Here is a 22,125-nt window from a genome sequence, read left to right as displayed (position 1 = left end):
TATACTCAAGTGACATCAAGATGCAGAATTCGGAGCTATCATTAAAATGACGCATGATGAATTTAACCAATTTTGTGATGCATTGCCCGCGAGCACTTATGTGATGCAGTGGGGCAACTCACATGTATGGAAGATCGGTGGAAAAGTATTTGCAGTAGGATTTACGAACAAACAAGGAAAGCCAGCTTTTACGTTTAAAGCTTCTCCACTCAATTTTGACTTTTTGCGTGAAGAGCCGGGATACATTCCAGCGCCTTATTTTGCTAGCCGCGGTATGAAGTGGATTCAACAAGTCGACACCTCCGGCACATTAGATGAAGAGTTAAAGTATTATTTAAACGAGTCGTATACTTTGGTTGTTAGTGGGTTAAGTAAGGCAAAACGTAAAGAACTCGAATGATGATATTAAATCGGTATCTTGATGTTATGTAGGGATACAAAATATGATGTAAAAAAGCCTAAATAAGGCTATTTAGGCTTTGATGTTCTTTTTTCGAATTATCTAACTAACGAATAATCGTTACACGGCTTGAACGCTTACCACTAGAAGATATAGAGCGTATTTGCACTTCTCCATCTACGGTGGGTTGGTTGGCGTTGTTATAGCTTAACCATGTTTTGCCATCGTCGGTAGAATATTGCAACGTGACGCCAGGGAATGACACATTCATATTCAACTTGCCATTAACCACTTTTGCACCAGGGATAGGCAAACGGTACTGGATTCCCGCTTTTTCTACTTTGGCTAATTCACGTTGTCCCATGGCATTGGCAAACAACGTCCAATCAGCTAATCGTGCTTTCTTATTCACGAGTGTGGTGTCTTGTGAATACTTTACACCCACTTTGTAGTCATTTTCCCAAGAAGCTTTGCTCCATGCTCGTTCAGCCACGGCGATAACGCGAGGGAATACCATATACTCATATTGCTCATCGGTGCGAACTGTTTCACTCCATAACTGAGCAGATAGGCCATAGAATGGCTTTTTCGGTGTGACGGTGCCGGTACTTTCAAATCCATTACCGTCACGATCGACGGAAGTTTCAGCATTTTGAGGTAAATTTTCTGGTGCAAAACCAAACATTTTACGCGTATCGCTGGCACGTGTAGCCCAGTAATAGCCACGTTCTTTCGGATCAACTTCGTACGGGAAATCCATGTAGACGTAATCGGGGTTAGAAATGACCATGTCATAGCCTTTATCTGCCCACTCATAAGCGGAGGCGCCACCGCCCCAGTAAAGGGTATCCCAGAAGTTAACTTGAACCGCGTCGGTTGAAAACGATGATGAACCTTCAGAGTGCTTTAAGCCGTCTTGCCATGCTTGGTAGTTTTTAATGCCATGCTTCGTCACAATATCGGCAACTTCTTCAGCAAAATAACTTGGCAAATGTTCAAAGTCAGCCACTTGGCCACTCGATACTAATGCCTGGCATTGAGGGGATTTTGCAAAAGGCATATCTTGTTTAGACAAATCTAAATCACCTTTCCATGCGATTTTTTCTTTATCATTAATATCTTGAAAGCCAGCGTGAAGCTTTATGTTTTTCGCTTCATCACCACCGAAATGCCAAGTGTTGAGTGGTACACCTGCTTTTTTGTGCATAGCGTCCACTTCGGTAATGACTTTATCAACAAACGCGGTTGAGGACTCTAAACAAGGGTTAATGAAGCTTTGTTTATTATAGAACTGAACCGTTGTCACATTGGATTCATCTTTTGGATCCATCAAACGGTATTGGTTGGCTTCATCCATTTTACCTTCATCGGCAAGGCGTTTATAACGAGCTTCCATGGACATGACCGCGGCACGAGAGTGAGCAGGCATATCGATTTCTGGGATGACTTCAATATTGCGGTTTTTGGCGTATTTTAATATTTCAATGTAATCATCGGTAGTAAAGAACCCCGAGCCAAAGTTATCTGAATTAGCTCCTGAACCAAGTTGTGGCAGTAAACATGAGGTTTCTGATTCATCGAAGCAACGTTGTCCGCCAATGTCAGTTAACTCTGGTAAACCTGGGATCTGTAAACGCCAACCTTCATCATCGGTTAAATGAAGGTGCAATTTATTTAGCTTATAAGCCGCCATTTGGTCAATTGTGGCAATAATGGCAGATTTAGAATGGAAATTACGTGCAACATCGACCATGACACCGCGATATTGGAAACGAGGTGCATCTTCTACTTCTAAGGTAGGGATACTGGTTTTATCCATATTAACTAAAGAAAATAGAGATTGAGCCCCATAAAATGCGCCAGCTTCATCTGAAGCAACAATCGTTGCTTTATCTTCTTTTATCGTCAATTTGTAAGCGCCAGAAACCATACCTTTAAATTGATTTTTGTTCACTTCAAGTGATATTGGGTATTGACCTGATGTTGATAAACCAAGTAGTGATGCACGTTGGTTTAATGCGTTAATTTGTTCCGCATCAACCCCTTTTGATGTAATGATAATACCTTTGCTTAAATTTGCTTTCTTATGCGTCAACGTTGTTTTAGAAGGGGTTGGAATAATGTGTGAAGAGGCATCAAGGTTAACTACGTCAGCATTTTTATCAAAACGAGAATATGCTGTCGCGACAATATTATTATCCGCTAGGGTTCTTTTGAGTTGTACACCTGTAATTGCGTCAACATATTCGCCCGTATCTTCGGTGTCTAAAGAGATAATATTGCGGGCTTGTACGCCGGGCGCGGTGACGAAAGCGCGTGGCATGAAATCGGTTTCAAATAACTGCCAATATTCTGCAATCATCGGAATAATAACTTCTTCGTTTTTATCGAAGCCATCAAACTTATCCGTTGGTTCTAGCTTGTGTAAATCACCCGTTATACGAGTGACTTTAAATTGGTCATTTTCAACATCAAGAATCAGACGAATACTGTGGAAGTAAATGGTCCAATCTTTGTTGTCAATGGCTTCACCAGTGTTTCTAAGCGTCATATTGACTTTGTTACAAGAAGCCCACTCGGCCTGCAACTCTTTACACTTCAGTCCATCATCAGCACCTTGATTGGTCACAATGGTATAATGAATGTCTAAATTATTGGCGAGTTGGTTAACCATCGCTTGTGATTGTTCAGCTTGAGAAGATGAGCTATCCATTGAACAAGCCGCTAAACCACTGAGTATAACGGTTGCTAAAATTGTCTTTTTAAACATAGTAATATCCCGTCTTAGGCAATTAATCTATAAACACCATACCTAAGTTTTTTATGATCAAAAATTAAGTAATTTTGAATTCATGTGCAAAATCACAATTATTTTAATAATTTTCAGTGTAAATTAAATTAATAAGAACTGTCTCACATAATTAGAAAGGGGGTATTGCTATTTGAACGTATGACTCGTTCATTAATATGAATTTATTTCAAATTTATTAATCGGTTTATATTTTTAATTACTATAAATGATGATAATTTTTTTAGTAAAAAAAAGAGTTTTTTATTTTTTATTTATGTTTATTTCATGGTTAATGACTAATAATTGGTGTTAATTTTAATAAATTAATCATAATTTATGAGATTTAATGTCATAAAATTCTGTTTTAATTTTTGACTATGAACCATCATTAGAGCGTTGAGTATTCTTTTTTATTTGTTGTCTATCACTCTTATTGCAAAGACCAGTCTCTTTTCTTGAAAATAATGCCATTCATTTCTCCTGTATGTTATTGGTATTCGGATTAATGAGGGGGGATAACTTCCTTTACTAAAGAAAAATGGCATACTGAACCTGCGTTGATTTTTTATACAACCTTTATATGTTAGGAGAGAAAGCAATATGGATACAGGTTTAATGAGTGTTTTTCTTACGGTTGCTATTGCCCATTTTCTTGCGTTGCTTAGCCCTGGCCCAGATTTTGTTCTGGTGGTTAAAAGTGCAATACGAAATAAAAGTAAGAATGCGGTAGGGGTTGCAGCCGGGATTGCATTTGCTAACTCTGTGTATATTGGTTTGTGTTTAGTTGGTGTTGGGTCCATTTTAGCGGCTTCGGTTCCGGTGATGATCACATTAAAAATCATTGGTGGTCTCTTTTTAATTTATCTTGCCTTTCAAGCTTTGAAAGCTCGCAGAATGGCTTATACAAATTTAGATATTGTCGATTCGACGAGCCAATTGAATAAGCAACATTCTTTTTGGGCAGAGTTTGTAACCGGCTTTATGTCAGGAATACTCAATCCTAAGAATTTATTATTTTATTTAAGTCTGTTCACGGTTGTCTTAACCAGCGATGTTAGTTTGGCTTTTAAGGCCGGATTAGGGGCTTGGATGACGATGGTGGTTTTTCTTTGGGATGTGGCCATTATTTATCTTCTTTCCACCGAAAAGGTGCGCTGCCGCTTTACGAAAATGGCTTATTATATTGATAAAGTTACAGGTGCTATCTTAGGTTTAATTGGCATTACTATCGTAAAATCGGCTATAACGCGATAAAAAGAAGAACATCGGCGAATAGTCATGTGTATTTATATTCGCTGATTTTTTATGGTATCAAATTTTCTTTCGAACCTTACACGGATTTCCAAAAGCAATGGCATTTTCTGGAATATCCTTAGTCACCACGCTTCCTGCGCCAATAACGGCACCATCGCCAATGGTTGCGCCTGGTAGAATGATACTGCCCCCACCAATCCATACGTTGTTACTTATAGTGATGGGTTCGGCAAAGCCAGTGTGTTGATTGCGTGTTTCACTATCAAGTGGGTGATGTGCAGTATAGATTTGTACATTAGGGCCGATGAATACGTTATTACCAATAGTGACGGGGGCGCAGTCAAGGAGGGTGAAGTTGAAATTAATAAAGACATGGTTGCCTATATAGGTATTGATGCCGTAATCAATGTTCATCGCTTTTTCAATGTGTACATTGTCGCCGACTTTAGCAAAAATCTTCTCAATTAATTCACGTTGCTTGCCCCGTTCACGGCGAGGCGTTTGATTATAGATTGCAGTCAAATCGCGGGTGGTATCGCGCATTTCAATTAAATCCGCGTCATTAATATCATAGCGCTCGCCGGCCCGCATTTTCTCTAAGGCGGTTGTCATTATTGCGCCTCAAATTGGTAGCTGGTTTGGTATTGGTAGAAGGTTTTTTTCGCAATAAAACCTTTATTTTCTGCAGGCCACTCTGGGTGGTTTGGGCAATCGGGTAAGAATTGAGTTTCAAGTGCGATGCCTTGATAGTCGTTATACTCACCTTGACGAGAGGGCGTGCCACCTAAGAAGTTACCACTATAGAATTGGATCGCAGGCTTATCGGTAAATACCGACATAGTAACTAGCTTATCGGAACTCGTCAGTTGCGCGATAGGACTGATGCCATCGGTCAGTTCACTCGGTAAAGTTAAGGCGTGATCATAACCTTTAGCGGTTTTTTGGTCGTCATCTTCTAGCAGGCGATCGCGAATTGGTCGAGTGGTTTTAAAATCAAAGCTGGTGCCATCCACTGGGCGCAGTTCGCCGGTCGGAATAAGTTGCTCATCAGTCGGTAGATATTCGTTGGCCAATAGCATGAGTTCATGGCCGAGAATGGTGTTACCTGATTCGGCACCGTCTAAATTAAAGTAAGCATGATTGGTCAAGTTGATAGGGCAATCTTGATCGCACAATGCTGAATATTCAATGCAGAGCTGATTATTTTCAGTCAGTGTGTAGGCCACTTCAACGGTTAGACTACCTGGAAAACCTTGGTCGCCATCAGGTGAAGTCAGGTTGTAGGTAATGTGGGATTCACTGTGTTCTTTAACTGACCAACGTCGTTTATCAAATCCATCGATACCACCGTGTAGGCTGTTGTCGTTGTTATTGATTGTGATGCGGTAATCTTGCCCGTTAAGGCTGAATTTCCCTTTCGCGATACGGTTAGCAAAACGGCCAATTGTCGCGCCTAAGAAAGCAGAATGAGATTGGTAGTCTTCGAGCTTTTTCATACCGAGCAGTACTTCACGTTTGCCTTCTGATGTTGGCACTTGGCAACTTACCCAAGTGGCACCAATATCCATAAAGCTAACCGTCATGCCTTGTTTGTTTTTTAAGGTGTGAACACAAGCTGGGTTTCCATCGGTAAATAGACCGGCTTCTAGTGACACTTTTAATGAATCTGGAGAGACCAATGTTTCTGAAGAAGAAAGAGTTGCGAGCATAACGGCTCCTTTTTAAATGAGAAAAGGTACTTGAGTATGTGTTCGCTCAAGTACCTTGTTAAAAGTTAAATTGCGTCACCAAAGATAGGGAAACCATTATCCCACTCTAGGCGTTTAATCCGAGTATGACGGTTTGGATCCCATAATGGGTCACCTTCAATCTCGGTATAATCACGCGCGTGATACACCAATAAATCGTGGCCTTCTTCATCAACGGTAAAGCTGTTATGTCCGGGGCCGTAGATTTTTTTATCCCAGTTGGTTCTAAATACTGGCTGTTCAGATTTATGCCAACTTGCAGGGTCGAGTAGGTTGCTATCTTCATCTGCGTAAAGCAGACCCATGCAGTAGTTTTCATCGGTCGCACTGGCGGAATAAGTCATCCAGAATTTGCCATGACGGTGAATGACCGATGGTCCTTCGTTGACCCAAAAACCAATTTGTTCCCACTCAAACTCAGGGATGGTGAGTAATTGTGGTGGCGTTTTTAGCGTTGTTGGCGTTTCAAGTTCTGCAATGTACAGGTTTGAGTTACCTTGAATATCATTTTGCTTTTGCGCCCACACATAATAATTCACGCCTTGGTGGCTAAATGAGGTGGCATCTAAGCAGAAGGTATCCATGCCTGTTTCCACTTGCCCTTCAAACACCCATTCATCGGTAATGGGGTTAGCGTTACGGTTTGAAATGGCATACATACGGTGCTGGAACAAACCATCCACGATGTCACGTGAAGGAGCGGCAGCAAAATACACATACCAAGCGTTATCAATAAAGTGCAGCTCTGGTGCCCAAATTAAATCGCTGTATGGGCCAACATCCGGTTTATACCAAGCGTTAATTAACTCGCTGGTGGTGTTCAATTCTTTAATCGTTTTAGCACGGCGGATCTCAATGCGATCATATTCTGGTACCGATGCGGTGAAGTAATAATAGCCATCGGTGTGCTTATAAATATGTGGATCCGCGCGTTGTTCGATAATTGGGTTTACGAAATCAGTCATACTGCTACCTTAGTTCGCGAAATTAGTTACTGGTTTTTTGTCTGGTTTAACGGTGCTTAGGTTCTCTTCTACTTCAAGAATGTTGGTGGCGGTGATCTTGTTGTAGAACTTGTCTGTTACTTTGTATTTGAACATCAAGGCACCCATTAGGAAGTGGAAGAAGCCAGGAATGATAGTCAGCATCAAGGCAATCCCTGTTAAAGCAAAGTCTGATTGAGCTTCATTTGGTACGTAGTTGAAGAAAGTTAATAACGAACCAACAATTGCACCTGCAATACCCATACCTAGTTTTTGGCTAAATGAGATACCACCAAATGCTAGACCTGAAACTCGTTTACCGGTTTTGTATGCGCCGTAGTCAACCGCTTCAGCAATCGCAGACCAGAAGACTGGAGCATGTAAATCAACCACAAAGGATACTAAGAAATACAAAATGAAAGCGAGAGCGTAGTCACCTTGTCCAACGAAGAAGTACAACATTGCGCTTAATGCGAATACGGCCAATTGGCTGTAACGGAATAGTTTGATTTTACAGTACTTCTTAGTGATCCAAGTTGATGCCACCATTGCAAGAATCGCCGCAGTTACCCCGGTTGCCAAGAAAGCAGAAATGGTCGTTGCATCACCACCTAGGTAGTATTTTGCGTAGTAAGCCGCTACTGAACCACGGATAACATAACCAATGGTGCCGGTGATACATACTGCACATAAAATCAGCCATTGGTCATTCTTCATTAAGATTTTCACTTGTTCTTTGAATGACTTTTTATCTACTACGTGTTCAATACGCTCTTTGGTTGTTGCAAAACAGAATAGGAATAACAGCGTACCCATTAAGCCCATTAGACCCATTGAATATTGGTAACCGAGTTGTAGGTTATCTTGACCCCAAGCGGTAGAAAGTTGCGGTACGATAATGGTTACTAAAAACGCTGCAATTTTAGCGAAGAATAAACGGTAACCGTTAGCCGACAGACGTTCTTTCGGGTCATCAGTTAATACGCTGATAAGTGAAATATAAGGGATGGTCACCGCGGTAAACATCACTGTCACAAAAATATAGGTCGCATAAGCGTAAACCAGTTTGGTGTTGTAATCGCCATCTGGTGTGCTGAATGCTAAGTAAACTGAAATGCCAAACGGAATGGCTAAAAACAGCATATATTGACGGTATCGACCCCAGCGAGAGGTAAATTTATCAGTGATCATACCCATTAATGGATCGGTCACTGCGTCAATTAATCGCACTACGATAAATAGCATGGCTAAATCTGAAGGCTTGATACCAAAGATGTCGGTGTAGAAAAAGGTGATGATCAGCATCATAGAGGAAATAACCACATTCACGGCCATGTCCCCGGCACCGAAGCCAACTTTCTCTAACACTGGTAATTTATATTTATACATAGTTTTCTCATCCAGTTACTTTTCAATTGCCAGCAATACTACTGATGGGAGGGACCGAGTGATGTTAGAGCTCTCATGGAAATTAAGAGTTAGCTATTTTGTACATGTCTTTAGCAAAAAAGTTTATACCTTAGATTTATGTAGTTGATTTAGATTCACGATAAGAAAGCCATATTTTGCGTTCAATTATGTGCAGAATATGGCTTATCCGCTTTAATTAGCCTGATAGATTGATAGCCCTGATTGATTATCAAACATATGCAAGCGAGAGCCATCAATGTAGAAATTAGCCATGTCGCCCTCGTTAATTACATGGCTTGATGGTGCTTCTACGGTGATTTGACTATCTCCTAAACGACTCGTCAGCTGTATCGTTGAGCCGAGTAATTCTAAGTTCTCGACTTTGCCTTTAATCGGCAGTGGCTGCGTTAAGAGATCCGGCGTGATATGAATGTCACATGGGCGAATGCCAAGTGTCGCCTTACTTTCACTTTGGTTCCCATGAACGTCACCCGTTAGATTCAGTTTTTGACCTGCAATATCGACATTCCAACCTTCTGCTTTATCTAGTCCGACGGGGATGAAGTTCATTGCTGGGCTGCCAATGAAACCTGCGACGAATTTATTAGCAGGAGAGTGGTAGATCTCTCTCGGCGTGCCAACTTGCTCGACTTTACCATCACGTAAAATCACGATGCGGTCGGCTAATGTCATGGCTTCTACTTGGTCATGAGTCACGTAGATGGTGGTCTTTTGCATCTTTTTGTGCAGCGCTTTGATCTCGGTACGCATTGAGTTACGCAATTTTGCATCTAAGTTTGATAACGGCTCATCAAATAAGAATACTTCTGGCGTACGAACCATCGCGCGACCCATGGCAACACGTTGGCGCTGGCCACCGGATAATGCTTTTGGTTTGCGATCTAACAGTGGTGTGAGCTGTAGCATATCGGCAACAGGGCGCACTTTTTTCTCTATTTCTTCTTTTTTTAACCCTGCCAGTTTTAAGGCAAAAGCTATGTTTTGATACACCGTCATGTGTGGATATAGCGCATAGCTTTGGAATACCATGGCGATATCACGCTCAATCGGTTCGAGCTCATTGACGACTCTGCCATTGATAAGAATTTCACCGCCAGTAATGTCTTCTAAACCGGCGAGCATGCGTAGAGTGGTGGATTTACCACAGCCAGATGGGCCGAGAAATACCACAAACTCACCATCTTCAATTTTAAGGTTAAAGTCTTTAACAATCTGTACGTTGCCTGGGTAGGTCTTTTCAATATGTTTAAATTCAACTGAAGCCATAGGAATGTTCCTTATAATTCTATTTAGTTAGGCTAACCCTTCACTGCGCCGCCGGTTAAACCAGCAACAATGTATTTTTGCGCGAATAGGAAAAATACGATAGCAGGGGTAATAGTGACGGTGACGTAAGCAAGGATACGGTTCCATTCGATACCATACTCACCACGGTATTGCATGATGCCTAACGTCCACGGGTAATGCTGTTCGGTATTCAGTACCAGCAATGGTAATAAATAGTTATTCCAACTCGCGACCAATACAAATACTCCCACGGTGGCTAAGATTGGTGTGGAAAGCGGCAAGATGATATGCCAGTAGAACTTGATGTAGCTACAACCATCAACCCGAGAAGCATCAAATAACTCGGAAGGCAGTTGTTCAAAGAAGGTTCTAAACAATAAAATACTAAAGCCTAAACCAAAGGCGACTTGTGGGATCACCACGCCTGACATACTGTCGAGTAAGCCTAGATCCCTGATTTTTAAGAACAGCGGTAAAATAGCCGCCGCCGCAGGAAACATCATGCCTATCAGGAAGTAGTTATAGATGTATTTATAACCGGCAAACTTAATATGGGAAAAAGTAAACGCGGTCATGGTGCCAATGATCAAAGTAAGCACTACCGAGAAAAACGCGATAATTAACGAGTTTTTCATTAGCAGCCAAATTGAACCATCAGCAAACACTTGGGCGTAATATTCAAACTCCCAAACTTCAGGTAGTCCAAATGGGTTGGTTCGTAATTCACCTAGGCTTTTAAACCCACCGAGCACAGTGGCAAACATAGGCACAAGAACAAAACCGGCAACCAGCATTAGGAAGATATATTTTCCCCAACGTATTTTACGCATTGCAAGCATAGGGAACTCCTTATTTTTTATCTTTCATAATGGTGCTTTGATATGTGAAGGCAAAAATCACACAGCAAATAAATAAAACCACACCGACCGCACTACCAAAGCCCACATTCATCCTTGTGATACCGAAGGTATAAAGGTAGGAAACTAAGGTGTGAGTGGAGTGAGATGGTCCACCACCTGTCAATGGCATAATTAAGTCGAAGGTTTGTAGCGCACCTAGGATACTAAAGAAGATCGATATGGTTATCCCCGACATTATGAGCGGAATTTTCACGTACCAAATGGCTTGGGTACGGGTAGCACCATCGAGTTTGCTGGCTTCGAGAAGATCTTTTGGCACACCTTGCAGGGCGGCAATGTAGATCATCATGTGAAAGCCAAAATACTTCCATACCAACACTACTAGAATGGCAATGAATGCCCAGTTTCTATCGGCTAAGATGTACCAAGTATCGGTATTGAGCGCCTCGGTAAAGCTCGACATGACTCCGTAATCACCATCGAAAACAAAACGCCAGATAAGACCGGCAGCGACTTCAGCCAAAATATAAGGTAAAAAGAAAATTAGGCGGAAGACACTATTGGTCCAGCTCTTTTTATAAATATAGAGAGCGACAATCAGCGCCAGTGGTAGTTGAACTACGATGGAAATTAGAATGATTTTAAGGGTATTCCAAATCGCAGTATCAAAAGCGCTGTGATTAAACAGACGGGCATAGTTACTGAAATCGACCCATTGAGTCGGCTCTCCGTAACCATTCCAGCGAAATAGGCTGTAATAACCCGCTTCACCAATCGGTAAAATAACAAAAATAGTAAACAGCAATAACGCTGGTGGTAAAAATAAAACTAACGTGAGTAGGCGGTTGCCGTGATTATTTTTTTTAAACCAGCGTGAGACATTTTGATTCGAAGAAGCATCGGAAGGCTTCTCATCAATCGTTGTGACATCATTACTCATAGCAAGCCTCGAGAAGATTAGAACAGCCAACCGAAGCTGGCTGTATTTTATGGCTATGCCCTTCGTACTTGAAGCTGCAGCTTTGTTGACGGCGCTCATTCGCCCCAATCGAATAGACAAGCTATGCTCATGGGGCCTCATTCACTTGTCGCCTCACTGCAACTCCAATTACTCTGGGTATATATCAGTGGAAAAGGTTGGGAGAATTATTCAAATTCCCATGCTTCTTGCACTTGTTCCGCAGCTTCTTGAGGAGATAGATGGCCACTAACAATACCGACGGATACGTCATTGACGACACTACCTACATTGGCGCCAAACGCTTGATCGTAAAATAATTGGTGCCATGTAGAGTTGGCAATATTTTGCGCAATGCGTTTTTTGAATGGATTTTCAATGGCTTCATCAGCACCTTTGACAACAGGAATAATCATGTTGATCTTGGCGAGATGTTTTTGCATTTCAATGTTTGAGAAATATTTCAGCCATTGAACCGCTTCTGGGCTAGCATCAGAGGTGAGTACCCAACCAGCAATGCCACCTAACGTATCGGTTGCTTTGCCTTTGCCATTTTTCAGCACAGGGAAGTTCATCCAACCTAAGTTGTCATCAACAACCCCTTTGCCGCTGATTGATTGCTGAGCTTGGAATAAGTAGTTCCAATCACCCATTAACTGCATCGCGGCTTTGCCGTCACCAAAGTTACCTGATGAGTTACCAAAAGAAGCGGCGAGGTGACCTGACTGGAATGGTTTAAGATCGACTAGGCGTTTTAGTTCTTCACCTGCTTTTACGAAATCGTCGCTGGCAAAGCCTTGACCTTTCTTATCAATCGCATCTTGAATACCTTGTTGACCCGCTTGACGCATGGTTAACAATGTCCAGTAGAATTGTACTGGCCACTTATCAGCGCCTGCGGTTGTGATCGGTGTGATACCGGCAGCTTGTAGTTTTTTAACGGCTGCTAAGAAGTCATCCCAGGTAACGATTTTTTCTGCATCAACACCTGCTTTAGCAAACAGTGCCTTGTTATACCAAAAGCCCACTTGGCTTACCATATAAGGTAGGCCGTACTGTTTGCCTTTGTAGTTATAGGCATTAAAGCTGGCTTCGGAGAATCTAGGTTTGATGTCTTGCATTTCTTTGGTGACATCTTTTAGTAAACCCGCATCCACGCGAGTTTGGAAGTTACCACCACCCCAGCTATAGAAAATATCTGGGCGTTGTTCTGATTGAAGTAGGGTAGGAAGCTTTTGTTTAAAGGCTTCGTTTTCTAAATACTCCCATTTGATGTGTTGACCGGGGTTGGCCTTCTCGTAGTCATGACCTACTTGCTCCCAAATCGCCACAACTTTAGGATCAGCTTCAAGGTGAAGCATACGAATGGTTGTGTCAGCCCAGGCGAAAGAAGAAGTTAAAGAGGCAGCAATCGCGGCTGGGTAGACTATTTTCTTCCAGCTTTTTTTCAATGTATGAGTGTTATTATTATGTTTGTAAGGCATAAGGAATGTTCTCCGTTATTATGGATATACAATCGTGGTATTACTCATTACTACGGTTAAATATCACTATATCCCTCGTACTTGACCTTACAGTGTTATTGACGGTGTTCATTCGCCTCACTGCAATTCCAATTACTTTGAATATATACTTCGTCCCTGAAGTCATAGCCATGTTGGCTACATATTTTAAACCTAATGCATAGTTCACTTAATATAGAATTAAACTGTGCTGGTTAAGCTCTTTGTTTGTGACCTTCCTACAACTTCAATTTCTTATGTAAATATTAAAAGTGATATTTAATATGAGTTTATTTTTGTTATAAGCGAAAATATAAATAACGCTTTATATTAAATTCGTACTTAATAATTGGAGTTGTAGATTGACTCTACAACTCCAATTAGGTTAAGTGTAATTATTTAAAGATGTAGCTGTTTACAACGTTTTCTAAATATTCTTGTTTGTCTGATTGTTTAACCGGTTGAATATTGTTGTCGGTTGCATATTTAGCCACATCTTCAAGTGACATTTCGCCAGTTAGGATCTTCTTACCTAGATCTTCATTCCAGCCCGCGTAACGTTGTGCAATGTTTTGAGACAATTGGTCGTTTTCAATCATCTTAGCGGCACGCTCTAGTGATAGCGCCATAGTGTCCATACCACCAATGTGACCGTAGAATAGGTCTTCACCATCAATAGAAGGGCGGCGTACACGTGAATCGAAGTTAAAGCCACCAGTCGTAAAACCACCTGCTTTTAGGATTTCATACATAACTAGGGTATTTTCTTCAACGCTATTCGGGAATTGGTCTGTATCCCAACCTAATTGTGGGTCACCACGGTTTGCGTCGATTGAACCAAGTAAACCTAAAGAAGCGGCGGTTGCAACTTCATGTTGGAAGCTATGGCCAGCAAGGGTTGCGTGGTTTGCTTCAATGTTTACTTTAATTTCGTTTTCTAGGCCGAAGTCTTTTAGGAAACCATAAACCGTTGCTGTGTCGTAGTCATACTGGTGTTTAGTTGGCTCTTGTGGCTTAGGCTCAATTAAGATAGTGCCTTTAAAGCCAATCTTGTGTTTGTGTTCCACCACCATTTGCATCAAGCGACCTAGTTGCTCACGCTCTTGGCGAAGATCGGTATTGAGTAAAGTTTCGTAACCTTCACGGCCACCCCATAGTACGTAGTTTTCGCCACCTAAGCGTTTCGTTGCGCCCATCGCATTAAATACTTGAGTTGCCGCATAAGCGAAAACTTTAGGATCAGGGTTGGTGCCTGCACCTGCCATATAACGAGGGTTTGAGAAGGCGTTAGCCGTACCCCAAAGCAGTTTTAGTCCTGTTTCAGATTGCTTTTGCTCTAAAACATCCACCATTTCTGCAAAGTTGTTAACGTATTCTTTTATAGAGTTGCCTTCTGGCGCAACGTCGACGTCGTGGAAGCAGTAGTAAGGCACGTTTAGTTTGCTGAAGAATTCGAAAGCAGCGTCAGCTTTCATTTTTGCCATTTCCATTGCGTCACCAGCTTGGTGCCATGGGCGATCGAAAGCGGGATTACCAAAAATATCATGGCCTTGCCAACAGAAGTTATGCCAATAACAAGCCGCAAATCGTAAATGCTCTTTCATCGATTTGCCTAAAATCATTTTGTCTGCGTCGTAATGACGGAAAGCAAAAGAGTTTGTGGTTTCACTACCTTCAAACTTAACGGGCGCTACATTTTTAAAATATTCAGTCATGATTTCCATTCCGTGTTTATGTTGGTGTGAATGAATCATTGCTGCATATCTTCATTTGCTCAATTATGAAATTTAATAATCAAATTCATCTATTTGTTTATTGTGCTTTGTATCTCAATATTGCCTTTATATTGCCATGTTTCATGGTTTCACCAATATTTTATTACTTGTGTGATCTCACGCTAGATTGGGGTGCTTTATGTAGTTAACCTCTCAAATGCGAAATAAAGTAATCTGTATATCATATTGCGTAATATTATCTTTTTCCTTCGTATGTGAAAAATAGCCTCGTTATTTTATTAGTCTTTCATATTTTCATAATTAATTTATTTTAATTTGTTAATTGAGTATTTATTAAGTGGATGTAAATTATGATAAATAAAAAAAATATATTTCAAATAACCATTGCTGTTGCTTTAGGCGGGTTATTATTTGGTTATGATACCGCAGTAATTTCTGGGGCGGCCGATTCTTTACAAGTCTATTTCGAATTATCTCCAGCTGAATTAGGGTTTGCAGCTTCATCGGCATTAATCGGATGCGTTCTTGGCTCGATCATGGCAGGAAATATTAGTGAGCAATATGGAAGACGTACGGCTTTGATTTTTTCTGCTATTTTATTTTTTATTTCTGCTGTCGGTTCTGCGGTGCCTGAAACGTTGAATTGGGTCACTGATAGTACTTATTCCAGCTTTATTTTTTATCGTATTCTTGGTGGTGTTGGTGTTGGTATTGCATCAATGGTTTCTCCCATGTATATCGCTGAAATTGCTCCGCCTAGTAAGCGAGGTAGTCTAGTTTCTTGTAATCAGTTTGCGATCATTTTCGGCATGCTGATTGTCTACTTTGTAAATTATGGCATCGCTTTATTAGGGAATGATGATTGGTTACATACGGTTGGCTGGCGTTATATGTTTGCCTCAGAATGTTTACCTGCTGTTTTATTCTTCATACTTTTGTTGGGCGTTCCAGAAACCCCTCGCTGGTTGGCGATGAAGGGTAGAATGACGGAGGCGAGAAAATTAATTGCTTCGTTCAATAAAAGGGATGATTTTGATAAACAGTGGAAAGAAATCGAAGACTCACTTTCAAATAAAGGTGTTGCGGTTAGTCCATTTTCTAAAGCGATGTTACCTATTTTGATTTTAGGGATAGGTTTAAGTGTCTTGCAGCAGATCACAGGCATTAATGTTTTCTTATATTACGCACCCACTATCTTAAAAAGCTTTAGTTCGTCGTCCACAGACATTGCTTTACTGCAAACCGTTTTGATTGGAGCAGTCAATTTGACCTTCACTGTGATTGCTATTTATAGCGTAGATAAATTTGGTCGTAAGCCACTAATGATGGCTGGTGCTGCTGCCATGGCAGTGAGCATGTTGGCAATCGGTACCGCGGCTTATTTAGATGCGATAGGTGGTTATCTATTGTTCTTCATGCTGCTTTATATTGCGGCTTTTGCCCTTTCTCTTGGGCCTGTCACTTGGGTACTTTTATCCGAAATATTTCCTAACGCCGTTCGTTCTAAAGCGCTTTCTATTGCTGTTTTTGCTCAATGGCTTGCTAACTTTCTGGTGTCACAAACCTTCCCGATGATGAATGCCCAAACAAGCTATTTATATCAAGAGTTTAATGGAGGCTTTCCGTTCTGGCTCTATGGTGTGATGGCGATCGTTACTGTGTATTTCGTTTACCGCTGGATCCCTGAAACGAAAGGGAAAACGCTGGAAGAATTAGAAAAGCTGTGGGATGAAGATGGTAAAAGCCAGTCATTGAACAAAGCACCTAACATGTAAAGTTAAGACATGAAAGCTCGTTGCATGAGGAGCTTTATTATTTTTAAAAGGTAATTATATGGAAATTTATCAAAACCCAAATTGTTCGGTTCAACAGCGTGTTGAGGATTTATTGGCACAAATGACGCTTGAGGAGAAGATTGCTCAGCTTGGTGCACAATGGCTAATTTTGAATCCCGATGGTGAGCATCAAGATCGTGAACTAGAAATGGGCGGGCAGGATGCTCGAAAACCGATTAATGAGCGTTTAAAGCATGGTTTAGGACAGATCACTCGCCCACTTGGAACTCAAGTTATTTCCCCTAATGATGGGGTGGCTGCGCTTAATCAATTGCAAAAATACTTGGTCGAAGAGACTCGCTTGGGTATTCCGGCAATGTCTCATGAAGAGTGCCTCGTTGGCTTGATGGCAAAAGATGCCACTCTGTTTCCATCATCATTGAACTATGGTCATACTTGGAACCCCAAATTGATTCATGATATGGCCGAGGTGATTGGTCAACAAGTTCGCCGAGTCGGGGCGCATCATGGTCTTGCGCCTGTATTAGATGTGTCACGGGATGTCCGTTGGGGAAGAACCGAAGAAACGTTGGGGGAAGATCCTTATCATGTTGGGGTATTAGCCACCGAATATGTCAAAGGTTTGCAAGGGGAGAAGCGCGATCTTCTTGCCACCTTAAAGCACTATGTTGGACATTCGTTTAGTGAAGGCGCGCGTAATCATGCTCCTGTTCATCTTGGTTTTAAAGAGCTCAACGATACTTTTATGTTGCCGTTTGAAATGGCGGTAAAGCTTGGCAACGCTGGTTCGTTAATGCCTGCTTATCATGATATTGATAATGAAGCCTGCCACGCATCACACCATTTGTTAACGGAAGTGCTTCGCGAACAATGGGGCTTTGATGGTCTGATTGTGGCCGATTACGGCGGTGTTGAATTACTGGCAAGCCATCATGGTATTGCCGCAGATAAAGCAGAAGCCGCGGCCTTAGCCTTTAACGCAGGTTTGGATATTGAATTACCGGATGATGCATGCTCTAGCCAGCTGATGTCTGCATTGGAAAGAGGGCTGATCAGTGAGCAGAAAATTGATGAAATTGTGGCTCGAATTTTGAAAGTGAAATTTGATATGGGCTTATTCGAAAACCTATATTGCGATGAATCATCGATTGATCTACAAAGCGAAAAAGCCAAAGAGCTGGCCTATCAAGTGGCGCTGCAATCCGTCGTGATGCTGGAAAATAACGGCACATTGCCTTTGAACAAGCGACAAAAATTAGCTGTCGTGGGGCCAACCGCTGATGATCAATTGGCACTACTGGGCGGTTATAGCTTCCCAGTACACTTAATTTTAAGCAGCATCGATAATAGCGACACAGTGTGTCCGACGATTTTAGAAGCGTTGCAAAATGAGTTTACTGAGGTGGTGTATAGCAAAGGCTGCGATATTTTAACTGAGCGCCATGCTAATGCACCAGTCTTCCCAGGTGATGTTGATTTAGCGATGAATCAAACTATGACTTCGCCAGTATCACAAGATACTAGCCAAATTCAGCAAGCGATGGAGACCATTGAGCAAGCGGATGTGGCAATTGTGTGTGTCGGTGATTTGGCTGGTTTATTCCAAACTGGTACGGTAGGCGAAGGTTCAGATACCGACAGCTTAAATCTGCCCGGTATGCAGCAACAATTGATTGAAAAAGCGATTGCCACGGGTAAGCCTGTGATCATTTTGGTGACCGGTGGTCGTCCATATAACTTAAATGGCGCAGAAGAAAAAGCCGCTGCGGTTTTATTTGGTTGGGCTCCGGGGCAAGAAGGCGCAAGAGCGATTGCCGATATTATTGCAGGTAATCAAGCACCTTCAGGTCGTCTAACGTTATCTATTCCTAAAAATGCTGGTGCGGTACCTTATTATTACAACCATAAGTTAAAAAGTGGTGGTACTCCCATCGCTTATCACTTTGGTTCTAAATATAACTTTGGCTATGGCCTGACGTATACCGATTTTGCTTACCGCAATATGCAGATAGACGAGCAGCAAGTGGCAATCGAAGATGGTGTGATTAAAGTATCCGTTAAAATTGAAAACACAGGTACTCAGGCCGGTTGTGAAGTCGTGCAGCTTTATATCAAAGATAAATTGTGCTCTTTAGTGCGACCTATCCGCGAACTAAAAGGTTTCCAGCGTGTTGAGTTAGCGGCTGGTGCGGTGACAACCGTGATATTTGAGTTACCAGTAGATATGTTGAACTTTACAAATTCAGCGCATCAGCGTGTGGTTGAAGCGGGGGAGTTCGATATTATGATTGGTCAATCCGCAACCGATATTGCCTTTACGCAAACCGTTAATGTTGTCGGAAACAATCGTGTTCTACCTCAGCACTGGAATATGTTGTGTCATTCTTACTACAATCAAGATTAACGATTTAACTTAAAAATAAACGGGACTCAATTGAGTTCCGTTTTTTGTTATAAGTAAAATCAAAGTCTCAGCGCTATGTGAGTTAATTAATATCGTAAACGATCAAAATAAACCTTTGAGCTGAAAATAAAGTTGTTGGAATTTCTCCCGTTTGGCTTGGTAGTTCTGATATTTTTCCGGATCTGAATGGTGAGTTTCCACCAATGCAGGAACGGGGCAAATAGCGTCAATATCCGCATTCGGTGTGACTGCAAGTTGGGCTAAACGTGCCGCACCAAGCGCTGGACCGACATCACCACCTTCTCTGAATACTAATGTCATACCGGTAATGTCTGCAAGCATTTGACGCCAGTAAGCACTGCGAGCACCACCACCAATCAGGCATACTTCTTCTGGTACGAATTCCGTTACGTGCAGCGCATCAAAGCCATCGGCAAACGCAAAGCCAATCCCCTCTAAAACGGCTAAGCCTAGCTCGCTACTGGTCGTCTCATGCGTCATCCCAAAGAATACGCCTTTGGCATTTGGATCGTTATGCGGTGTCCGCTCACCGGACAGGTAGGGTAAAAAGATCACTTCGGAGTCACGGTTAGCGTGTTGCTCAACATTTTTTAGGAGAGTCGGAACATCGGCGGTATTCGTCAGTTTTACCACCCAATCAAGACAAGAGGCAGCGCTGAGGATGACCGACATGGTGTGCCAAGTATGCGGCAATGCATGACAAAAGCTATGAAGCGCAGAGTCTGGATTAGAGATAAAGCCCTTACTTGCGGCAAAGTATACACCAGAAGTGCCTAAAGAAAGCATTGCTTGGCCAGGTTTAGTAATCCCAACACCAACTGCGCCAGCGGCGTTATCACCGGCACCCGCGACAATAGGTACTGTCGGCATTCCCCAGTGATTAGCAAGTTTCGAGTACAGGTTTCCTGTGATCTCATTTCCTTCATATAAATCTGGCATATGCTGACGATCTAAGCCGGTTGCACTTAGGAGGCCATCATCCCAATCACGCTTTTCAACATCAAGCCACATGGTTCCTGCTGAATCGGACATATCAGAAGCAAACTGGCCGCACAATTTGTAACGAAGATAATCTTTTGGCAGCAGCACTTTATCAATACGAGCAAAGTTCTCAGGTTCATGCTCTTGTAGCCACTTTATTTTAGGGGCGGTAAAGCCGGGCATCATGATATTCCCCGTGATCTGACGGCTGTTGGGCACCATTTTTTCGAGCGTTTTACATTGTTTTTCACAACGTCCATCATTCCATAAAATAGCCGGGCGAATGATGTCACCATTGCGATCCAGTAACGTTGCTCCATGCATTTGGCCAGATAAGCCTATTGCTTTAACGCCTGATAAGTCTTGTTGCTGGCTCATTTTATCTAGGGCTGTTTGGGTCGCTTGCCACCAATGTTCAGGGTTTTGTTCCGACCAAAGTGGATGCGGACGGGAAATGGTCAGTGATTCTTGCTGAGTGTTGAGAATATGTCCTTCCACGCTAAGTAAAATTACTTTGACGCCTGATGTTCCTAAGTCGATACCGATAAACATAATTCTATCCTTTGGTGGTTACGTATATTTTTATCATTAACGGTTATGTAAATTTGTACAATTATGTTTTTTGGTTCTTTCTTTTATAGATTTCACGAACGTAAGCTAAATCACAGAACCTGCCCTTTAAGTATTTATAATTCAGAGCACTGAGCAATCAAGAAAGAGTCTTATGGATAAGAAGTATCGAATTGCACTTTTGTTCAATGCTAACAAGGTGTACGACAGGCAGGTTATTGAAGGTATTGGTGAATATATTCAAGCAAGCCAATGTGATTGGGATGTTTTTCTTGAGGAAGATTTCACTACCAATATGAATAATTTTCACAATTGGCAAGGGGATGGATTGATTGCCGATTTTGACAATGTAGAGGTTATTTCACAATTATCGAATATTAATATTCCAGTTGTCGGAGTTGGGGGATCGTATCAATCAGATGACGATTATCCTGTCGTGCCTTATGTGGCCACCGATAATCATGCCATTGTCGATATGGCTTTCCAGCATTTAAAAAGCAAAGGAATTGAAAGTTTTGCTTTTTATGGTTTACCCAATACGTCTCCACATGGATGGGCGCATGAACGACGTAAAGCGTTTAGCCACATCATTGCCAAAGAGGGCTATCCATCTTCGATTTATTTAGGCAATGAAACGTCACCGAAAACCTGGCAATACGATATGAACCGCCTATCTGATTGGTTGCAAATGTTGCCTGCTGGCACGGGAATTATTGCGGTAACCGATGCTAGAGCCAGGCACCTACTTCAAGCCTGTGACCATTTAAATATTATGGTACCGGATAGAATTTCGATTATTGGCATCGACAATGAAGAACTGGCGCGCTATTTAACTCGCGTATCGTTAAGTTCGGTAGGGCAGGGTTGTAAATCCATGGGGCACAAAGCGGCAAGAATACTGCACAGGCTATTAGAAAAGCATGAGGCAGAAAGTGACCCATCGAAAAGCCATGTGATTAAGCATGCTAGAGTGCTGGTGCCACCAACTAAGGTTTACCAAAGACAAAGTACCGACTACCAAGCCTTGAAAGATCCGTTTGTTATCCAAGCGATGCATTTTATTCGTCAGCATGCTTGTAAAGGCATTAAAGTTGATCAAGTCCTTAATTATGTGGGGATCTCACGCTCTAATTTAGAAACTCGCTTCAAAGAAGAGCGTGGCCACTCACTTCATCAAGAGATACATAATTCTAAATTAAACCGTGCTGGAAGTTTACTCCAGTCGACAGAATTACCTATATCAGAAATTGCGGAATTATGTGGTTACCCTTCACTGCAATATATGTATTCAGTGTTTAAAAAGAATTTCAATCAAACTCCGAAAGAGTACCGTATGGAATGTATTTCGTGAATGATTGTGGCTATTTTATCGAGTAGGAATCATGTCGTAAAACAATAACTAA

The 22,125-nt window shown here is 41.8% G+C and carries 16 protein-coding genes; 5 read left to right on the top strand and 11 right to left on the bottom strand.

All coding sequences use genetic code 11. From position 1 onward, the window contains the following. Window positions 1–46: 46 nt before the first annotated feature. Window positions 47–400 (top strand): MmcQ/YjbR family DNA-binding protein, encoded by a 354-nt coding sequence (locus VCASEI_RS17080; protein WP_086960251.1) that lies wholly within the window; start codon window positions 47–49, stop codon window positions 398–400. A 106-nt stretch (window positions 401–506) separates the two neighbouring features. Here the strand turns inward: VCASEI_RS17080 and VCASEI_RS17075 are convergent, their stop codons facing one another. Then, the gene (locus VCASEI_RS17075; RefSeq protein ID WP_086960252.1) at window positions 507–3,170 is read right to left on the bottom strand and encodes a beta-N-acetylhexosaminidase; all 2,664 of its coding nucleotides are present in this window, start codon (window positions 3,168–3,170) and stop codon (window positions 507–509) included. A 621-nt stretch (window positions 3,171–3,791) separates the two neighbouring features. On the opposite strand from VCASEI_RS17075, the gene VCASEI_RS17070 reads away from it, so the two are divergent. Next, on the top strand, window positions 3,792–4,445 hold the full coding sequence (locus VCASEI_RS17070) for a LysE family translocator (protein WP_086958950.1): 654 nt from the start codon (window positions 3,792–3,794) through the stop codon (window positions 4,443–4,445). Between the two features lie 57 nt (window positions 4,446–4,502). On the opposite strand, the gene VCASEI_RS17065 is transcribed toward VCASEI_RS17070, so the two are convergent. The 9 genes from VCASEI_RS17065 to xylA all read right to left on the bottom strand — a co-directional run bounded on the left by VCASEI_RS17065 (window position 4,503) and on the right by xylA (window position 14,929). Continuing rightward, entirely contained in the window at window positions 4,503–5,057 is a 555-nt protein-coding gene (locus VCASEI_RS17065; RefSeq protein ID WP_226983303.1) for a sugar O-acetyltransferase, read from the bottom strand. Beyond that, on the bottom strand, window positions 5,057–6,124 hold the full coding sequence (gene galM, locus VCASEI_RS17060; protein ID WP_374700984.1) for a galactose-1-epimerase: 1,068 nt from the start codon (window positions 6,122–6,124) through the stop codon (window positions 5,057–5,059). The genes VCASEI_RS17065 and galM overlap by 1 nt, the downstream gene beginning before the upstream one ends. Window positions 6,125–6,219: 95 nt before the next feature. Further along, on the bottom strand, window positions 6,220–7,158 hold the full coding sequence (locus tag VCASEI_RS17055; protein WP_086958946.1) for a glycoside hydrolase family 43 protein: 939 nt from the start codon (window positions 7,156–7,158) through the stop codon (window positions 6,220–6,222). Between the two features lie 9 nt (window positions 7,159–7,167). Next, window positions 7,168–8,565, bottom strand: a complete 1,398-nt coding sequence (locus VCASEI_RS17050; protein WP_086958944.1) for an MFS transporter — start codon at window positions 8,563–8,565, stop codon at window positions 7,168–7,170. A gap of 213 nt (window positions 8,566–8,778) precedes the next feature. Further along, window positions 8,779–9,873 (bottom strand): ABC transporter ATP-binding protein, encoded by a 1,095-nt coding sequence (locus tag VCASEI_RS17045; RefSeq protein ID WP_089111178.1) that lies wholly within the window; start codon window positions 9,871–9,873, stop codon window positions 8,779–8,781. A 32-nt stretch (window positions 9,874–9,905) separates the two neighbouring features. Further along, a complete protein-coding gene (locus VCASEI_RS17040) occupies window positions 9,906–10,733 on the bottom strand; it encodes a carbohydrate ABC transporter permease (protein WP_086958938.1) in 828 nt (275 codons plus the stop codon). A gap of 10 nt (window positions 10,734–10,743) precedes the next feature. Beyond that, entirely contained in the window at window positions 10,744–11,694 is a 951-nt protein-coding gene (locus tag VCASEI_RS17035; protein WP_089111177.1) for a carbohydrate ABC transporter permease, read from the bottom strand. Window positions 11,695–11,900: 206 nt separating this feature from the next. After that, window positions 11,901–13,196, bottom strand: coding sequence for an ABC transporter substrate-binding protein (locus tag VCASEI_RS17025; protein WP_089111175.1), 1,296 nt, complete (start codon window positions 13,194–13,196; stop codon window positions 11,901–11,903). A 413-nt stretch (window positions 13,197–13,609) separates the two neighbouring features. Then, window positions 13,610–14,929, bottom strand: a complete 1,320-nt coding sequence (gene xylA / locus VCASEI_RS17020) for a xylose isomerase (RefSeq protein ID WP_089111174.1) — start codon at window positions 14,927–14,929, stop codon at window positions 13,610–13,612. Window positions 14,930–15,300: 371 nt separating this feature from the next. Between xylA and xylE the strand changes: the two genes are divergently transcribed. Together xylE and VCASEI_RS17010 are read left to right on the top strand one after the other, a co-directional pair. Then, complete coding sequence (gene xylE / locus VCASEI_RS17015) at window positions 15,301–16,725, top strand: D-xylose transporter XylE (protein WP_174208764.1); 1,425 nt, start codon at window positions 15,301–15,303, stop codon at window positions 16,723–16,725. Window positions 16,726–16,783: 58 nt separating this feature from the next. Then, window positions 16,784–19,150 (top strand): glycoside hydrolase family 3 N-terminal domain-containing protein, encoded by a 2,367-nt coding sequence (locus VCASEI_RS17010; protein WP_089111173.1) that lies wholly within the window; start codon window positions 16,784–16,786, stop codon window positions 19,148–19,150. 102 nt (window positions 19,151–19,252) lie between these two features. Here the strand turns inward: VCASEI_RS17010 and xylB are convergent, their stop codons facing one another. Beyond that, window positions 19,253–20,704, bottom strand: coding sequence for a xylulokinase (gene xylB / locus VCASEI_RS17005; RefSeq protein WP_089111172.1), 1,452 nt, complete (start codon window positions 20,702–20,704; stop codon window positions 19,253–19,255). A gap of 172 nt (window positions 20,705–20,876) precedes the next feature. Here xylB and VCASEI_RS17000 point away from each other — a divergent pair, with 172 nt between their 5' ends. Then, complete coding sequence (locus VCASEI_RS17000; protein WP_089111171.1) at window positions 20,877–22,073, top strand: XylR family transcriptional regulator; 1,197 nt, start codon at window positions 20,877–20,879, stop codon at window positions 22,071–22,073. Window positions 22,074–22,125: the final 52 nt, after the last annotated feature.

Origin of the sequence: Vibrio casei, from assembly GCF_002218025.2 — a bacterium.
Lineage (GTDB): Bacteria > Pseudomonadota > Gammaproteobacteria > Enterobacterales > Vibrionaceae > Vibrio > Vibrio casei.
This window is presented reverse-complemented; position numbering and strand designations above follow the sequence as displayed.